The 16,283-nt window shown below is 65.5% G+C and carries 10 protein-coding genes; 3 read left to right on the forward strand and 7 right to left on the reverse strand.

Annotation, left to right across the window (positions count from 1 at the left end):
* The first annotated feature begins 137 nt into the window (after positions 1–137).
* On the forward strand, positions 138–2,021 hold the full coding sequence (locus ACIQYU_RS16160) for a DEAD/DEAH box helicase (RefSeq protein WP_207828545.1): 1,884 nt from the start codon (positions 138–140) through the stop codon (positions 2,019–2,021).
* Positions 2,022–2,179: 158 nt separating this feature from the next.
* Here the strand turns inward: ACIQYU_RS16160 and ACIQYU_RS16165 are convergent, their stop codons facing one another.
* From ACIQYU_RS16165 to ACIQYU_RS16175, 3 genes are all read right to left on the reverse strand, one after another.
* Complete coding sequence (locus tag ACIQYU_RS16165) at positions 2,180–2,758, reverse strand: YceI family protein (protein ID WP_207828535.1); 579 nt, start codon at positions 2,756–2,758, stop codon at positions 2,180–2,182.
* Between the two features lie 34 nt (positions 2,759–2,792).
* Complete coding sequence (locus ACIQYU_RS16170) at positions 2,793–3,344, reverse strand: cytochrome b (protein ID WP_207828532.1); 552 nt, start codon at positions 3,342–3,344, stop codon at positions 2,793–2,795.
* A gap of 273 nt (positions 3,345–3,617) precedes the next feature.
* Entirely contained in the window at positions 3,618–5,483 is a 1,866-nt protein-coding gene (locus ACIQYU_RS16175; protein WP_402800784.1) for a flavin monoamine oxidase family protein, read from the reverse strand.
* Positions 5,484–5,747: 264 nt separating this feature from the next.
* Here ACIQYU_RS16175 and ACIQYU_RS16180 point away from each other — a divergent pair, with 264 nt between their 5' ends.
* Both ACIQYU_RS16180 and ACIQYU_RS16185 read left to right on the forward strand, forming a co-directional pair.
* On the forward strand, positions 5,748–7,154 hold the full coding sequence (locus ACIQYU_RS16180) for an adenosylmethionine--8-amino-7-oxononanoate transaminase (RefSeq protein WP_402800787.1): 1,407 nt from the start codon (positions 5,748–5,750) through the stop codon (positions 7,152–7,154).
* 130 nt (positions 7,155–7,284) lie between these two features.
* Positions 7,285–8,004 carry a 16S rRNA (uracil(1498)-N(3))-methyltransferase gene (locus ACIQYU_RS16185; protein WP_207828526.1) on the forward strand — a complete coding sequence of 240 codons (720 nt, stop codon included), beginning with the start codon at positions 7,285–7,287 and terminating at the stop codon, positions 8,002–8,004.
* Here the strand turns inward: ACIQYU_RS16185 and ACIQYU_RS16190 are convergent, their stop codons facing one another.
* The 4 genes from ACIQYU_RS16190 to ACIQYU_RS16205 form a co-directional block, all read right to left on the reverse strand.
* On the reverse strand, positions 8,005–8,622 hold the full coding sequence (locus tag ACIQYU_RS16190) for a hemolysin III family protein (protein ID WP_063911994.1): 618 nt from the start codon (positions 8,620–8,622) through the stop codon (positions 8,005–8,007).
* A 158-nt stretch (positions 8,623–8,780) separates the two neighbouring features.
* A complete protein-coding gene (locus ACIQYU_RS16195; RefSeq protein WP_207828523.1) occupies positions 8,781–9,254 on the reverse strand; it encodes a chemotaxis protein CheW in 474 nt (157 codons plus the stop codon).
* The gene (locus ACIQYU_RS16200; protein ID WP_402800790.1) at positions 9,247–14,199 is read right to left on the reverse strand and encodes an Hpt domain-containing protein; all 4,953 of its coding nucleotides are present in this window, start codon (positions 14,197–14,199) and stop codon (positions 9,247–9,249) included. Before ACIQYU_RS16200 ends, ACIQYU_RS16195 begins: the two co-directional genes overlap by 8 nt.
* Before the next feature lie 22 nt (positions 14,200–14,221).
* Positions 14,222–16,276, reverse strand: a complete 2,055-nt coding sequence (locus ACIQYU_RS16205) for a methyl-accepting chemotaxis protein (RefSeq protein ID WP_207828510.1) — start codon at positions 16,274–16,276, stop codon at positions 14,222–14,224.
* Between the last annotated feature and the right edge of the window lie 7 nt (positions 16,277–16,283).

Below are 16,283 nucleotides of genomic sequence, written 5' to 3' on the forward strand. Positions count from 1 at the left end.
CCTTCGCGTCCACCCTCCGTTACCCGGATGTGCAGTGAAAGCCCAGCTGGACCGGACGCGATCGCATCCCACCGATGCCCGTCGCGCCAGGCAGAACATCCCAAACGGGCCCAGCCCACACGAGAACAGGATTGCCCATGTCCTTTGCTTCCCTCGGTCTCTCCGAGGCTCTTGTCCGCGCTATCGAGGCTGCGGGCTATACCCAGCCGACCCCCGTGCAACAGCGGGCGATTCCCGCCGTGTTGCAAGGCCGCGACCTGATGGTCGCCGCACAGACAGGTACTGGTAAAACCGGCGGTTTCGCCCTGCCGATCCTCGAGCGCCTGTTCCCGGCCGGCCACCCCGACAAGTCGCAGCGTCATGGCCCGCGCCAACCTCGCGTACTGGTCCTGACCCCGACCCGCGAACTGGCAGCCCAGGTGCATGACAGCTTCAAGGTCTATGCCCGTGACCTGCCACTGGTCAGCGCCTGCATTTTCGGCGGCGTCGGCATGAACCCGCAGATCCAGGCCATTGCCAAGGGTGTGGACGTGCTGGTCGCCTGCCCGGGCCGCCTGCTCGACCTGGCCGGCCAAGGCAAGGTTGACCTGGCCCACGTTGAAATCCTGGTGCTGGACGAAGCCGACCGCATGCTCGACATGGGCTTCATCCACGACGTCAAGAAGGTCCTCGCCCGCCTGCCGGCCAAGCGCCAGAACCTGTTGTTCTCGGCCACCTTCTCCAAGGACATCACCGACCTCGCCGACAAGCTCCTGCACAACCCGGAGCGTATCGAGGTCACCCCGCCGAACACCACCGTCGAGCGTATCGAGCAGCGCGTCTACCGCCTGCCTGCCAGCCACAAGCGCGCGCTGCTGGCACACCTGATCACCCTGGGTGCCTGGGAACAGGTGCTGGTGTTCACCCGTACCAAGCATGGCGCCAACCGCCTGGCCGAGTACCTGGAAAAGCACGGCCTGACCGCCGCCGCGATCCACGGTAACAAGAGCCAGAATGCCCGCACCAAGGCCCTGGCCGACTTCAAGGCCAACAGCGTGCGCGTACTGGTCGCCACCGACATCGCCGCCCGTGGCCTGGACATCGACCAGTTGCCGCACGTGGTCAACTTCGAGCTGCCGAACGTCGAGGAAGACTACGTCCACCGTATCGGCCGTACCGGCCGTGCCGGGCGTTCGGGCGAGGCCATTTCCATGGTCGCGCCGGATGAAGAAAAACTGCTCAAGAGCATCGAGCGGGTCACCAGGCAGAAGATTCCGGACGGCGACCTGATGGGCTTCGACGCCAGCCAGGTAGAAGCCGAAAAGCCTGAAGTACGCGAGCGCCCGCAGAACAACGGCCGTGGCGGCCGCAACCAGCAGGCCCGTGGCGAAGGCGGCAAAGACGCCAACGGTGGCCGCAAGGACAAGGGCAAGGATAAAGGCAAGGCCAAGCAACAGGCTGCGGACAAGCCGGCCGACAAGGAAAAGAGCGGCGACAGGCAACAGCAGCAACGCAAGCCGCGTGACAAGAAGCCGCGCCAGCAGCAACAGCAGGCCAGCACCAACAGCGTGCCGAAAGTGCCTGCCGACCGTGATCCGGAAGAATTCCTCGACGACGATATCGACAACTTCGGTAACCGTGCCGACTATGTCAGCCCGTACCAAGGCAAAAACCAGGGCCGCAATCGCCGCCCGGGTGGCAATGCCGGCCAAGGTCAGGCTCAAGGTAGTGGCCAACGCAACAACGCGGGTGGCCAGGGTCGCAATGCTGGCCAGCAGCGCAGTGGCGGTGGCGAGAAACGCCCGGCCCGTGCCAACAACGGTGGCGGTGCCCGCCGTGATGGCGGCGGCCGTGGTCGCCCGGCCCGTGACGATGCTGCCCGGCAAGAGCCGGCCGTGCGCAACCCGCGCCAGCCGGAAAAACAGCCGGTGATCATCCGCAAGGAATCCAAGCTCGACCGTTACCCGACGCCGGAGCAGCTGGATGACCTGCCAAGCCGCCCACGCGGTGAGCGCCCGGCGCTGCTGACCCGCAAGGGCTGACAAAAAGCATGAGGGGGCCGCTTTGCGGCCCTTTCGCGACACAAGGCCGCTCCCATAGGTATTGCGCTGCAAGTGAAAACTGCGCAAAACCTGTAGGAGCGGCCTTGTGTCGCGAAAGGGCTGCGAAGCAGCCCCCTCGGTCTTTCAGCTAAGCCGAATTACTTCTGTTTCACACCTTCAACACTGATATCCAGGTCCAGGGTCTGCGAAGTAGCGCCCGGGCCTTTGATGCCGAAGTCGTTCAGGTTCAGGGTAGTGGTGGCGTTGAAGCCAGCGCGCTCGCCACCCCATGGGTCCTTGCCTTCACCGTTGAAGGTGGCCTTGAAGGTAACCGGCTTGGTCACACCATGCATGGTCAGGTCGCCAGTCACGTCAGCGGTCTTGTCGCCAGTCGGCTTGACGCTGGTGGAGACGAACTTGGCTTGCGGGTACTTCTTCACATCGAGGAAGTCGGCGCTGGCAATGTGCTTGTCACGCTCGGCGTGGTTCGACCACAGGCTGGCGGTTTTCAGGTCGACGCTGATCTTGCTGGCTTCAGGCTTGGCGCTGTCCCAGGTGAAGCTGCCGTCGAAGTCCTTGAAGGTACCGTGGATGAAGCTGTAGCCCAGGTGGCTGATCTTCCAGTCAACGAACGCGTGCTGGCCTTCCTTGTCGATCTTGTACTCGGCAGCCATGGCCTGGCCGGCAGAGAGCAGAGCGGTACCGAGCGCCAGAGCGGCAAAAGTCTTTTTCAACATCCTTACTTCCTTCCTATGCAATTGAGGTTGAGAGTCAAGCTTTGCGGCCCAGCATGCGGGTCAGGGTCGCGTCACGGTCGATGAAATGGTGCTTGAGCGCTGCCAAGGCATGCAGCACGGCAAAAATCACCAAGCCCCAGGCCAGCCAGAGATGAATCACGCCAGCCAGGTCTGCCTGGTCGGGCAGGTCGCTGACCAGTGCCGGCACTTCGAACAGGCCGAACACCGGAATGCCGACACCGTCGGCAGTGGAAATCAGGTAACCGGCGATCATTACCGCGAACAGCCCCAGATACAGGGCCAGGTGGCCCAGCTTGGCCGCCAGGCGGGTGAGTGCACCGTGGTTGGCCGGTGCCGGTGGTGGCGGGCTGATGAAGCGCCAGACCACCCGCAGCAGCATCACTGCCAACAGCACCAGGCCGATGCTCTTGTGCAGGTCCGGGCCGGCCTTGCGCCAAGGGCTGTAGTAGTCGAGACCGACCATCCACAGGCCCAGGCCGAACAGGCCGAACACTGCCAGAGCCACGCCCCAGTGCAGGACGATGCTGACCACGCCGTAGCGAGAAGGTGAATTGCGCAGTTGCATGTTGACGTGTTTCCCCGTGAAAGCTGTGCACAGACTAACGCGTAACGTATCGAATAAAAGCGGAAAAAATTGCTTTGGATTATCGAGAAATCCGATATTTATTCTGTAAGCTTCCCATTAAGAAAACATTAACGATAGACGGAGCGTTCGCGGTTGCCAGTGCCGGCCCTTTCGCGGGTAAACCCGCTCCCACAGGTCCGGCACAGGTATCAGAAACTGCGCCGACCCTGTGGGAGCGGGTTTACCCGCGAAAGGGCCGGCACTGGCAATAAATCAACCGGCCTTGGCTTGGGTATTGGCTACAGCTTTCTTGGCCGGTTCGGACTTGGCAGTCGCTTTCTTGGCCTCGGCAGGCTTGTGGGCCGGTTTGTGCGCCGGTGCATGCCTGGCAGGTGCAGCCTTGGTCGCAGCAGGCTTGGCCGCCGCTTCCTTGGCCACAGGCGCTGGCGTAACCGGGGCCGGCGCGGCTTGTGGCGCTGGCACAGGTGCCGGCACCACTTCCTCGGCCTTGGCAATCGGCTCGGCCTTCACCTCAGGCTTGTCCGCCCCGCCAAACAGGCGCTTGAAGAAGCCTGGTTTGTCCTGCTTGGCCTCATCGACCGCCTTCGGCTCAGCGTTGGCCGGGGCCTTGTCTGCCTTGTCGCGCTTGTCGGACGAGCCACCGAACAGGTTGGAGAAGAACCCGCCCTTGCTCTCCTTGGCCGCTACGGCGCCTGCCGCTGCCGCCGCCGCCACCGGTGCCGCCTTGGCCGAGTCGAACGACTTGCCGGCCAGCAGGTCCTGCACCTGGCTGGCCGCGCGCTGGCCACTGCGCAGGGCGCCTTCCAGGGTACCTGGGTAGAGGGCGTCGGTATGCTCACCGGCAAAGGTGATGCGCTGCACCGGGCGCTCCCACAGGCGCCAGTACTTGCTGATCTGCCCCGGGCCATAGGCCAGGTAGGCGCCGCCGGTACCGGCGTCGGTGCTGTAGCGCTTGACCTCGTAGCCGGTAAACGAACCACGGGCCTGTGGGTAGAACGCATGCAGGCGGATCAGCACCTGGTCGACCATCTGCTTGTCGCCAAAGGCCTGCAGCAGACGGGCGTTGTCACCGGACAGGTTGATCACCACGTTGGCGCCACCCTTGAGCGCAGGCTCGATCCACAGCATGCCCAAACCAGCGTTACTGAAGATTTCGCCCGACATGCGCGCGCGGCTTTCCCACACCGGCTTCTTGAACTTGAGCATCAGCTGGTCGCGCCAGCCATAGTTGGTGCCCTTCAACGCCGCCAGGTGCTGGCTGTCCAGGCCCGGGGTCATCTGGATCTTGGCCAGGGCGCGCAGGGGCACGGCCATGACCAGGTAATCCGCCTGGTAACCGACGCTGCCGACCTTGACCGTGACACCGTCCTTGTCCTGGACGATGGAGGTCACCGGCGAACTGGTCTTGATGGTCTTCAGTTGCTTGACGAAGGCCTGGGCCAGCACCGGGCTGCCGCCGGGCAGGCGTGCGGCACGCAGGTCACGGTCGCTGACACCGCGATACACGCGGTTCTGCTGGGCGAAGTACAGCAGCGACAGGCGTGATGGCTCATCGTAGCGGGTACGGATCTGCTGGTTGACCAGCTGACGGGCAGTGGTCGGCAGTTGCAGCTTGTCCAGCCAGGTGGAGACGTTGATCTGGTCGAGGGCGAACAGCGTGCTGTTGGCCTGCGGGTTCAGCGGATCGTCGATCGAACGGGCCAGGTCGTCGAGGGTTTTTTCGTAACGCTTGAGCGCCTCGGCGGTGGCTGGCTGCTTGGTGGCCAGGTCGGTGGCGCTGAAATACTCGCCGTCGATCAGGTAACCGGGGGTACGCACGAACTCCGGTGCCGGCAGTGTTTCAAGCTTGAAACGGTCGAGGTACTGGTTGAGCACCGGCTGCGCCTTGGCGTTGCCGATCCACTCGCTGGTGGCCAGGCCCGAGCGCCCGCCCATGCCCGGTTTGGCTTCCAGCAGCGTCACCTGCCAGCCTTTGTTCTGCAGCTCGTAGGCGGCCGTCAGGCCCGCCAGGCCGCCACCCACGACGATCGCCGAGGGCGTCTTGTCCTTTGCCAGCGCAGCGCCGCTGGACACACCAATCAATACCAACGCGCACAGGCGCACCCAAGCAGCAGCCATGTCGGCGAACTCCGAGTCAGGGGTTACAGAAACGGGGAGAGGCAGGAATGCCCCGGGAGAGATGCGTTAAGAATACGTCAGGTCCGCCGGCCCTGCCAGCGCAGTGACATCAAGTCCTTTTGGCAACTGACATTTTTGCCTGCGGCCCTGCCACACGGTGGCAAGCGAAGCTGGCAAGCCGATGAACAGCAGCGGTTGTCCTGCCCTGCGGCATTGCTTAGGCTTACGCGGTCGAACCAAGCCGCGAAGCCAGGAGAAGTGCCCATGGGCCTCAATGATCAGTGGATGCAACGCGACCTCAAGGTCCTGTGGCACCCCTGCACCCAGATGAAAGACCACGAGCAGCTGCCGCTGATCCCGATCAGGCGCGGCGAAGGCGTGTGGCTGGAAGACTTCGAAGGCAAGCGTTACCTGGATGCGGTGAGCAGCTGGTGGGTCAACGTGTTTGGCCACGCCAACCCGCGTATCAACCAGCGCATCAAGGACCAGGTCGACCAGCTGGAGCACGTTATCCTGGCCGGCTTCAGCCACCAGCCGGTGATCGAGCTGTCCGAACGCCTGGTGGCCATGACCCCGGCCGGCCTCGACCGGGTGTTCTATGCCGACAACGGTTCGTCCTGCATCGAAGTGGCGCTGAAGATGAGCTTCCACTACTGGCAGAACGTCGGCAAACCGGGCAAGAAGCGCTTCGTCACCCTGACCAACAGCTACCACGGCGAAACCATCGCCGCCATGTCGGTCGGCGATGTACCGCTGTTCACCGAAACCTACAAGGCGCTGCTGCTCGACACCCTGAAGGTGCCCAGCCCCGACTGCTACCTGCGCCCCGAGGGCATGAGCTGGGAAGAGCACTCGCGCAACATGTTCCAGGCCATGGAACAGACCCTGGCCGAGCACCACGCCTCGATCAGCGCGGTGATCGTCGAGCCGCTGATCCAGGGTGCCGGCGGCATGCGCATGTACCACCCGGTGTACCTCAAGCTGCTGCGCGAGGCCTGTGACCGCTACGACGTGCACCTGATCCACGACGAGATCGCCGTGGGCTTTGGCCGCACCGGCACGATGTTCGCCTGCGAACAGGCCGGCATCCGCCCGGACTTCCTGTGCCTGTCCAAGGCCCTGACCGGCGGCTATCTGCCGCTGGCCGCCTGCCTGACCACCGACAAGGTGTACCAGGCGTTCTACGACGACTACCCGACCCTGCGCGCGTTCCTCCACTCGCACAGCTACACCGGCAACCCGCTGGCCTGCGCCGCGGCGCTGGCGACCCTGGACATCTTCGAGCAAGACAACGTGATCGAGGCCAACAAGGCCCTGGCCACACGCATGGCCAGCGCCACCGCGCACCTGGCCGACCACGCGCATGTGGCCGAGATTCGCCAGACCGGCATGGCCCTGGCGATCGAGATGGTCCAGGACAAGGCCGGCAAGATCGCCTACCCGTGGCAGGAACGGCGTGGCCTGAAGGTGTTCGAGCATGCCCTGACGCGTGGCGCCCTGCTGCGCCCGCTGGGAAGCGTGGTGTACTTCCTGCCGCCCTATGTGATTACGCCGGAGCAAATCGACTTCCTGGCAGAAGTGGCCAGCGAAGGCATCGACATTGCCACCCGCGATAGCGTCAGCGTGGCCGTACCGGCCAACTTCCACCCCGACTTCCGCGACCCGGGCTAGGTCCTACAGCCTGCCGCCTAACCCTGTGGGAGCGGGTTCACCCGCGAATGCGATAGTGGACTCACCGCCGCATTCGCGGGTAAACCCGCTCCCACAGGGTCACATGTTCCCTTTTCGTCCGAGCTGAACCATGAGACTGTCCCGCTTTTTCATCGACGCCCCCCTGAGCCTTGGCGAGCACGACCTGCCCGAAGCCCAGGCCCACTACATCGGTCGCGTGCTGCGCATGGCCCCCGGCGACGCCGTGCAGCTGTTCGACGGCAGCGGCCAGGAATACCGCGGCCAGTTGCTCGAAGTGGGCAAGAAAACCGTCCGCGTCAGCCTCGACCAGGCCCTGGCCGGCCAGGCCGATTCACCCCTGCACGTCCACCTCGGCCAAGGCCTGTCCCGTGGCGAGCGCATGGACTGGGCGATCCAGAAGGCCACCGAGCTGGGCGCGAACGAAATAACCCCGATCGTCAGTGAACGCTGCGAAGTGCGGCTGAAGGACGAACGCGCCGACAAGCGCCTGGCCCACTGGCGCCAGGTGGCGATCAGCGCCTGCGAACAATGCGGCCGCTCGACCTTGCCGGTCATCCACCCGCCAGTGACACTGGCCGAATGGCTCAATAGTGCCAAGGCCGACCTGAAACTGGTCCTGCACCCGGTGGCCGAACCGCTCACCAGCCACGCCAAGCCTGCCACCCTGGCCTTCCTGATCGGCCCCGAAGGCGGCCTGAGCGAAGCGGAGGTCGAGCAGGCCAAGGCTGCCGGTTTCCACGCCGCACGCCTTGGCCCGCGGGTACTGCGCACCGAAACCGCACCGGTGGTGGCACTGTCGGTGGCGCAGCAACTGTGGGGCGACTTTTAACTAACGCACGTAGAGCGACACCGCCACGAAGTGCATGAGGCTGCCGGCGATCACGAACAGGTGCCAGATGCCATGCCAGTGGCGGAAGCGGCTGTCGAAGGCGAAGAAGATGATGCCGACGGTGTAGAACACCCCGCCGGCGGCAAGCCAGGCAAAGCCGGCGCTGCCGAGCGAGTGCAGCAACGGCTTGACCGCCACCAGCACGATCCAGCCCATCACCGCATAGATGATGATCGACAGGATGCGCGCCTCGGAGCGCGGCTTGATCTCCTGCAGCATGCCGATCACCGCCAGCCCCCAGACCACCCCGAACAGGCTCCAGCCCCAGGGGCCGCGCAGGCTGACCAGGCAGAACGGCGTATAGCTGCCGGCAATCAGCAGGTAGATCGACAGGTGATCGAGCTTGCGCATGATCACTTTCGCCCGCCCACGAGTGCTGTGGTACAGGGTGGAAATGCTGTACAGCAACAGCAAGGTGCCGCCGTAGATGGAGAAACTGACGATCTTCCACGGGTCGCCCTGCAGGCCCGCGACCACGATCAGCCAGATGGCACCGATACAGGCCAGGACGGCACCGACCAGGTGGGTCCAGGCGTTGAAGCGTTCACCGTGATACATGCAAACACAGACCTCCTGAGGTGGGCTGGGTTCCTGCGTCCTTCTGCTACGGCCTCTTCGCGGGTAAACCCGCTCCCACAGGTACGGCACCGCCCTCAGGCTTTTTGGGATCCCTGTGGGAGCGGGTTCACCCGCGAAGAGGCCCTGTGCCTTACATCCTAACCAAAGTCAGGTTGCAGTTCCGCGTCACGCACCAGCCGTTCCAGCCCGACCAGGTCCGGCACCCGCGCCACCTGTTCGCCCACCTGCACCGCCGCCAGCTCCAGGCGCCCCAGCGCCACGTCCACGTAATTAAGCTGGCTGTCGAGCTTGCACGAGCGCGGAATGTCCTGCAGCAACACTGCCAGGTAACGCAGCCCGGTATCACCCAAAGCATTGAGCACCACTACGCGCGCCCGCTCGCCGCAGGGTGTCTCGCCACCGCACGCGGCCTCGAAGCCGATCAGCGGCAGGCGCTGCTGGCGCCAGTCGATCCAGCCCAGGTGCCAGGCCGGCTCGCCGCGCTGGCACACCAGATTGCGCTGGCCACTCAGTTCGGCCACCGCCACGTTGGGCAACACCAGGGTACGGTCGCCCAATGGCAGCAAAAGCCCGGTCAGGCTGCTGCGCTGGCCGGCGATCAGTTCAAGCATGGGTCTGGCTCCAGTGGGCAATGCTCTGCAACAGGACCGACTCCTGGTACGGCTTGCCCAGGTATTCGTTGACGCCGATGGCCATGGCACGGTCGCGGTGCTTCTGCCCGGTGCGCGACGTGATCATGATGATCGGCAAGTCTTTCAGCCGCTCGTCACGGCGAATGCGTGTGGCCACCTCGAAGCCGTCCATGCGCGGCATCTCGATGTCCAGCAGCAATACATCAGGGCGGTGTTCTTCCAGCAGGGCCATGGCATCGACCCCGTCCTTGGCCGTCAGCACGCTCATGCCATGGCGCTCCAGCAGGCGGCTGGTGACCTTGCGCACGGTCACCGAGTCGTCCACCACCATGACCAGCAAGGCCCGCCGCGGCGCCGGGCCGAACACCTGGCGCTGGGCCCCGCCGCCGCCCGGCAGGCGCGCCAGGCGCCGCTGCTGGCCACGCAACTGGCCCAGCAGGTCGAGAATCAACACCACCCGGCCATCGCCCAGCAGCGTCGCCCCCGACAACCCGGCAACGGCAGCAAACTGCGGCCCCAGGCTCTTCACCACGATCTCGCGGCTGGGCGACAAGCTGTCGGCCTGGATGGCGAATGACTGCTCCTGGGAATGCACCAGCAGTACCGGTAGCGGCACGCTCTGTCCGAGCAATGCCGGGCGCGGCATGCCCTGCAGCAGTTCACCCAGGTAGCGCAGCTCGTATTCGTGGCCGGCGTACACATAACGCGGGACGTCCAGCTGGTAGCACGCTGCCAGTTCAGCCGCCGGCACCCGGACGATGCCCTCGATGGTGTTCAGCGGAATGGCGTACTGCTCTTCGCCCAGGTGCACCATCAGCGCACGGTTGACCGACACGGTGAATGGCAGGCGGATCAGGAAGCGCGCGCCCTTGCCCTGGGCCGACTCGATACTCATCGAGCCGCCCAGCTGCTTGACCTCTTCGTGTACCACGTCCATGCCCAGACCACGCCCGGAAATCTGGGTGATTTTCTCGGCAGTGGAAAAGCCCGGGCGCAGGATGAACTGGAGGATCTCGTGATCGCTCAAATGCGCCTGTGGGTCCAGCAGGCCACGCTTGATGGCCTTGCGGCGCACCGCTTCCAGTGGCACGCCGGCACCGTCGTCGGTCATTTCGATAACGATGTCTGCGCCTTCGTGCAGTAAATTCAGGTGAATGGTGCCCTGCTCCGGCTTGCCGGCGGCCAGGCGCATTTCGCGGCTTTCCAGGCCATGGTCGACGGCGTTGCGCAGCATGTGCTCCAGCGGCGCCACCATGCGTTCGAGCACGCTGCGGTCCAGTTCGCCCTCGGCATTGCCGACCACCAGTTCCACCTGCTTGCCCAGCTCGCTGGCCACCTGCCGCACCACACGCTGCAAGCGTGGCACCAGGCGCTCGAAGGGCACCATCAGGGTGGCGGTCAGGCCTTCCTGCAACTGGCTGTTCACTCGCGCCTGCTGCTGCAGCAGGCTGTAGGCTTCCTGGGCACGATGTGCCAGGGTTTCCTTGAGGTCGAGCAAGTCCGAGGCGGACTCGAACAGGGCCCGCGACAGCTGCTGCAGCTGCGAGTGGCGGTCCATTTCCAGCGGGTCGAAGTCGTCATAGGCATCGCCTTCGAACTGCTGGCGGCTGGAGATCCGCCCTTGGGTTTCGATGTCCAGGCGCAGCAACTGGTCGCGCATGCGCTCGAGGGTGGTTTCCATCTCGTTGAGGGTGAACTGCGCATCGTTGACCTGCTGCTCGATGCGCCCACGGATGACCGAGTGCTCACCGGCCAGGTTGCCCAGGTCGTCGAGCAACTCGGCATCGACCTTGACCATGTCGCCCGGTACCCGCTCCGGTGCCACCGCCGGCGCCTCAATGGTCGCAGCCTCGATCGGCCCCTGGCCGGCGGCGCTGTCGGCAAGGGCCGAGAAGCTGAAGTTGCGAATGTAGTCGATCAGCGCCGTGGCGGCATGCAACGGCTGCCCCAGGCGCACGGCATCGAGCATGTGCGCCAGGCGGTCATGGCAGTTCTGCAGCAAGGCGAACAGGGGCGCACTCGGCGGCATGCGGCCAGCGGCCAGCAGCTCGTAGAGGAACTCCAGCTCGTGGGCCAGGTCGCCGATCGGCGCAATTTCGACCATGCGCGCCACACCCTTGAGGGTGTGCAGGTCGCGCATCAGGTTGTCCACCTCGACGCTGCTGCGCGGGTCGGCCTGCCAGCGTGCCAGGGCTGCGGCGGCGCTCTCGACGATGTCCGAGCTTTCTTCGAGGAAAACTTCCAGCAGCTCTTCGCCAGGGCTTTCCGGCTCTTCGACCAGCGGCTCAGCCACTGCGGGCAGCGAAGGGTTGTGCGCCAGCCCCAGGCCAAGGGTATCTGCCAGGTCCATGTCCGGGTGCAGCGGCGTGACCGTGTCGATGCCCACCAGGCCGGTGGCCTCCGGTGCCAGGGCCTGGCCCAGCAGGTTGCGCAGGCTGTCGACCAGCTCCGGCCGTGGCGGGATATCCTGCCCGGCCGCCACTTCGTCGAGCATGTCCAGCAGGGCTTCATGGGCCCGCTGCGCCTGGGCGAAGAAGCGCGCATCGGCGGGCAGGCTGCCCTCCTCCACGGCACCGTACAGGTCGAGCAAGGCCTCGCACACGTCATCCATCTGCCACAGGTCGGCCAGGTGCGCGGCGTGCCCCAGGGTGGTCAGTTCGTCGAGCAGGGAATCCAACGCATCGCGCTGGCCGGGCTGTTCCTGCCAGCGCGACAGCAACGACTCGGCATCCAGCAGGATATCCATGGCCTGGGCCAGGAAACTGGCGATCAACTGCGGGTCACGCTTGTTGCGCCGCGCATGCTGCGGGTCGTCATGCAAGCTGGCCAGGCGCCCATCCACCGCCTGGCCGACCTGCTCGATCAGCTCCGCGGCGCCCGGGATGGCCGCCAGCGGCGTGCTGTCGAGTTGCGCCAGGCCTAGATGGAACAGCGAATGCGCCGCTTCCAGCCATTGGATCTCGGCCATTTGCAGGGGCAGTTGGTGGCCCTTGTATTCACGAGCCAGGCGATCGAAGGCGGTGGCCAGTTCAGCGACCGGCATCACTCCGGCCATGGCGGCACTGCCCTTGAGCGTGTGCAGGGCGCGCTGCAGGCTATCGCTGACCGACGTGTCGTGGCCGTCGGCACCCTGCAGGAAAGCCTCCAGGCTGGCCAGGTGACCCTGCGCCTCGCTGCGGAAAATGTCGAGCAGCTGCGGGTCGAGGCCATCGATATCGGCCACTACGGGGGCATCGTTTTCGGCCAGGGCATGCAGGTGCCCGGCCAGTCGCTCGATTGCCGTCAGTTGCGGCAACTGGCCGGCGGCAAAGTCGGCCAGCAGGTCGGGCAGGTGGACGAACACCTGCTGCAGGGCCACTACGCCTTCCGGGCTGAGCACGCTGCGGCCCTCGAGTACCCGGTTCAACAGGTGCTCGGCGCCCCAGGCCAGCTCGGCCACCGCCTCGGCATGTACCATGCGGCCACTGCCCTTGAGCGTATGCAAGGCGCGGCGCACTTCTCCCAGTGCCTCGCGCTGCTGGTTGTCGGCACGCCAGCGCAGCCAGTGGCGCTCGATTTCCGGCAGCAGTTCACCGGCCTCGTCGAGAAACACTTCGCGCAACTCGTCATCGATGCCATCAGCGCTGCCATCTTGGCCTGCAGTGGCCTCGACCAGCGCGCAGTGCACGCCCAGCGTCGCCAGGCTGGCGCGCGCCATGTCGATGAACGGCTGGCCATCCGCCAATGGGTCCGCCACCCGCCATTGCAGGTAGCATTCGGCGGCGCTCAGGGCCTCGGCCAGGTGCCTCAGCTCGTCGGCCGGCGGCTCTACCTCCAGGTGCTGCAGCCAGCGCTGCACATAGCTGGCGCAACCGGCAAACAGCTCGGCCACAGCCGGTAGCATCAACATCGCCAGCGCCCCGCGAATCTGCTGCAACAACCCTGGCAAGGGTTGCAGGCGTTGCCGCGGCCAGTCGGACTCCAGGCAATCGCCGATCAGGTCCTTGGCCTGCTGCAGCACGTTCAGCGACTCGTTCAACACCAGTTGGCGGATCTCGGCCAGGTCCGAGCCCGGCAGGCCACCCTGGCCGTTTTCCTCCAGCGGGCCGACCATGCCATTGAGCGTGGCCTCCACATACAGCAGGGCCCCCGCTACATCCATCAACACCGCGTCATCCACCACCCGCTCGCCCTGGGCCAGGGCCTGCAGCGCCAGCACCTGGTCGATGATCACCCGGCGTGGCTGCTGGAAGCCCAGCACCGCCAGGGTGTCGGCCACGTGGCGCAGCGGTGCCAGCAGGGCATCGAGCTGCTCGCTGTGCTGGCGATCGCTGCGCACGAACTGGTCCAGGCGCTCCTTGATGCGCATCAGGTCATCGCACAGCGCGGTCACCACCGAGCGCAGGGCATCGCGGCCCGGCCCGGCCTGCAACTGCTCGCGCCAGTTGCCCAGCGACAGGTCGAGGTTGGCCAGGTCGTCGGCACCGGCAAAGCGTTGGGTGGCACCGCTGATCAGGCTGGCCTGGGCCAATGGCTCCTCGCCACGGCAGGCACGCAGCTGGTTGAGCAGCGGCAGCATCACCAGTGGCAGGTCGTGGCGGGCGCCGCGCAAGCGCTCCAGATACGAGGGCAATTGCTCCAGGCCGCGGAACAACGCCCCCAGGCAATCACCGCGGGGGCTGACCTGGCCATCGGCCAGGGCCTTGGCGAACAGCTCCAGTTCTTCGGCCAGGCGCGTGGCGCCGCGCAGTTCGAGCATGCGCAGGCAGCCGTGCACCTGGTGCAGGTTATCGACCACGAACGCCAGCATCGACAGGTCGCCCGGCTCGCCGGCAAAGCGCTCCAGCGCCTGGCGCGCCTGGCCCAGGCAGTCGAGGATGGCAGCCCTGGTCCAGGCCAGCGCCACCGTGTCGTGGCGCTCGGGGCTTACAGCAACTACAGCCATGGGCACTCCTCGGCGCTGCTCTTCAGTTGGGCTCTTTGGGTGGCGGCAGGGTAAACCCGGACACCGAACGGCGCATCTCGCTGGCCATGCGCGCCAGGTGGCGGATGCTGTCGGCGGTGGCGCCGGAGCCGGCGGAGGTCTGCGCGGTAATCTGCTGGATGACCGCCATGGTGTGGGAGATCTGCCCGGCCGACGAAGTCTGCAACTGGGCGGCATCGGAGATGCTGTGGATAAGGTCGGCGAGGTTCTGCGAAACACCCTCGATCTCGGCCAGCGCCACCCCGGCGTCCTGGGCCAGGCGGGCACCGCGCACCACTTCGGCGGTGGTCTGCTCCATGGAGATCACCGCCTCGTTGGTGTCGGCCTGGATGGTGCGCACCAGCGCCTCGATCTGCCGGGTGGCCGACGACGAGCGTTCGGCCAAGCGCTGTACCTCGTCGGCGACCACGGCAAAACCACGGCCGGCCTCGCCGGCCAGCGAGGCCTGGATCGCCGCATTGAGGGCGAGGATGTTGGTCTGGTCGGCAATGTCGTCGATCAGGCTGACGATGTCGCCGATTTCCTGGGAGGACTCACCGAGGCGCTTGATCCGTTTGGCGGTGTCCTGGATCTGCTCGCGAATGTTGTCCATGCCGTTGATGGTGTTGTGCACCACCTCGTTGCCCTTGTTGGCGATCGCCACCGAGCGCTCGGCCACCTTGGCCGACTCGTAGGCGTGCGCCGAAACCCGGTCGATCGACTCGACCATGTCGCCGACCGCCTCGGACGCCTCGCTGATCTGCTCGGCCTGGTGCTCGGAGGCCTTGGCCAGCTGGCGTGCGGTGTTCTGCGTGTCCTGCACGGCGGCAGCGACCTGCATCGCGCTGTGGTTGATGGTGGCGACCAGGTCGCGCAATTGGTCCACGGAATAGTTGATCGAGTCGGCAATGGCGCCGGTAAAGTCTTCGGTCACCGATACGGTCACGGTCAGGTCGCCGTCAGCCAGCTCTTCGATTTCGTCGAGCAGGCGCATGATCGCCTGCTGGTTGCGTTCGTTCTTTTCCGCTGTCTCGCGCAGTTGGCGGTTGGTGGTGCGCACCATGACCAGGCCGATGAGGATGATCGAAGCCAGCGCCAGCAGCCCCAGGGCATAGCCGCCGACGGTGTCGAGGGTGCGCCCGCCAGCCAGGTTCTCGAAGCCGTTGGCCAGGTACGAGGCCTCGTCGAGCAGGGTTTGCGACAGGCTGAAGATATTGCCCGCGGCCTCGCGCACGCGGAACAGTTCCGGCGAGGTTTCGAGGATTTCATCCACCGAGCCGGCAACGAACTGGAACAGCTCGGCAATTTCGGCCAGGCGCGCGCGGGCGTCGGCATCCTCGACACGGGTCACCTGGATCGCCCCGTTGCCACTGAGCATGCCCTCAAGCACCTGGCCGAAGCGCCCGGCATCGCGGCCAAAGGCGTCGGCCGCCTGGGCCGCGGTGTCGTCACCGGCCAGCACGGTGTTGACCGAGCCGAGGATGCGTTCGGCCAACAGCAGTTGGCGCTGGGCCACTGCCACCTGGTTGGCCGGGGCGCCGCTCTGCAGCAGGATCTCGACCACTTTCTCGTATTCCACCTGCAACTGCGGCACGGTCTCGGCCAGGGTTGCCGCCACCTGGTGCAGTGACAGCACGGTCTGCTCGCTGGCGAGGATGGTGTCGGTGTTCTTGCGCAGGCTTTCCCAGTCGCGGCGTACCGCTTCCATCTCGTCACGCACCGTGGGCGGCGCAGGCGGCAGGCCGGTGGACTTGTCACCCTCGCGCAGGTAGCCCCAGCGCCGTTCGAAATCGTTGCGCGCGTCCGACAGCAGCTTGAAGGCCAGGGCCTTGCCGGTGGCGGCTTCGGTGGCATTCTTGGCGATGCGCTGCGACAGCACCCGCAGTTCGCCGGCGTGGCCGATGTACTGCTTGTCGTAGTTGGACTGGGTGTTCAGGTAGGCGAAGTTGGCGAACAGCAGGATGATCGACAGGATCAGGATCAGGAACAGCACGGTGATCTGCGCGATGCTGCGGGTACGTGGGGTCACGGTAGTGACGGGGGTGGCAGGCTTGTTCACGTTCGCA

It is taken from the genome of Pseudomonas sp. NPDC096925 (genome assembly GCF_044762545.1).
In the GTDB taxonomy this organism is placed as follows: domain Bacteria; phylum Pseudomonadota; class Gammaproteobacteria; order Pseudomonadales; family Pseudomonadaceae; genus Aquipseudomonas.

Excerpts from the sequence above, each read along its gene's own strand:
- ACIQYU_RS16160 (WP_207828545.1), top strand. The coding sequence starts at position 138 with ATGTCCTTTGCTTCCCTCGGTCTCTCCGAGGCTCTTGTCCGCGCTATC.
- ACIQYU_RS16165 (WP_207828535.1), bottom strand. The coding sequence starts at position 2,758 with ATGTTGAAAAAGACTTTTGCCGCTCTGGCGCTCGGTACCGCTCTGCTC.
- ACIQYU_RS16170 (WP_207828532.1), bottom strand. The coding sequence starts at position 3,344 with ATGCAACTGCGCAATTCACCTTCTCGCTACGGCGTGGTCAGCATCGTC.
- ACIQYU_RS16175 (WP_402800784.1), bottom strand. The coding sequence starts at position 5,483 with ATGGCTGCTGCTTGGGTGCGCCTGTGCGCGTTGGTATTGATTGGTGTG.
- ACIQYU_RS16180 (WP_402800787.1), top strand. The coding sequence starts at position 5,748 with ATGGGCCTCAATGATCAGTGGATGCAACGCGACCTCAAGGTCCTGTGG.
- ACIQYU_RS16185 (WP_207828526.1), top strand. The coding sequence starts at position 7,285 with ATGAGACTGTCCCGCTTTTTCATCGACGCCCCCCTGAGCCTTGGCGAG.
- ACIQYU_RS16190 (WP_063911994.1), bottom strand. The coding sequence starts at position 8,622 with ATGTATCACGGTGAACGCTTCAACGCCTGGACCCACCTGGTCGGTGCC.
- ACIQYU_RS16195 (WP_207828523.1), bottom strand. The coding sequence starts at position 9,254 with ATGCTTGAACTGATCGCCGGCCAGCGCAGCAGCCTGACCGGGCTTTTG.
- ACIQYU_RS16200 (WP_402800790.1), bottom strand. The coding sequence starts at position 14,199 with ATGGCTGTAGTTGCTGTAAGCCCCGAGCGCCACGACACGGTGGCGCTG.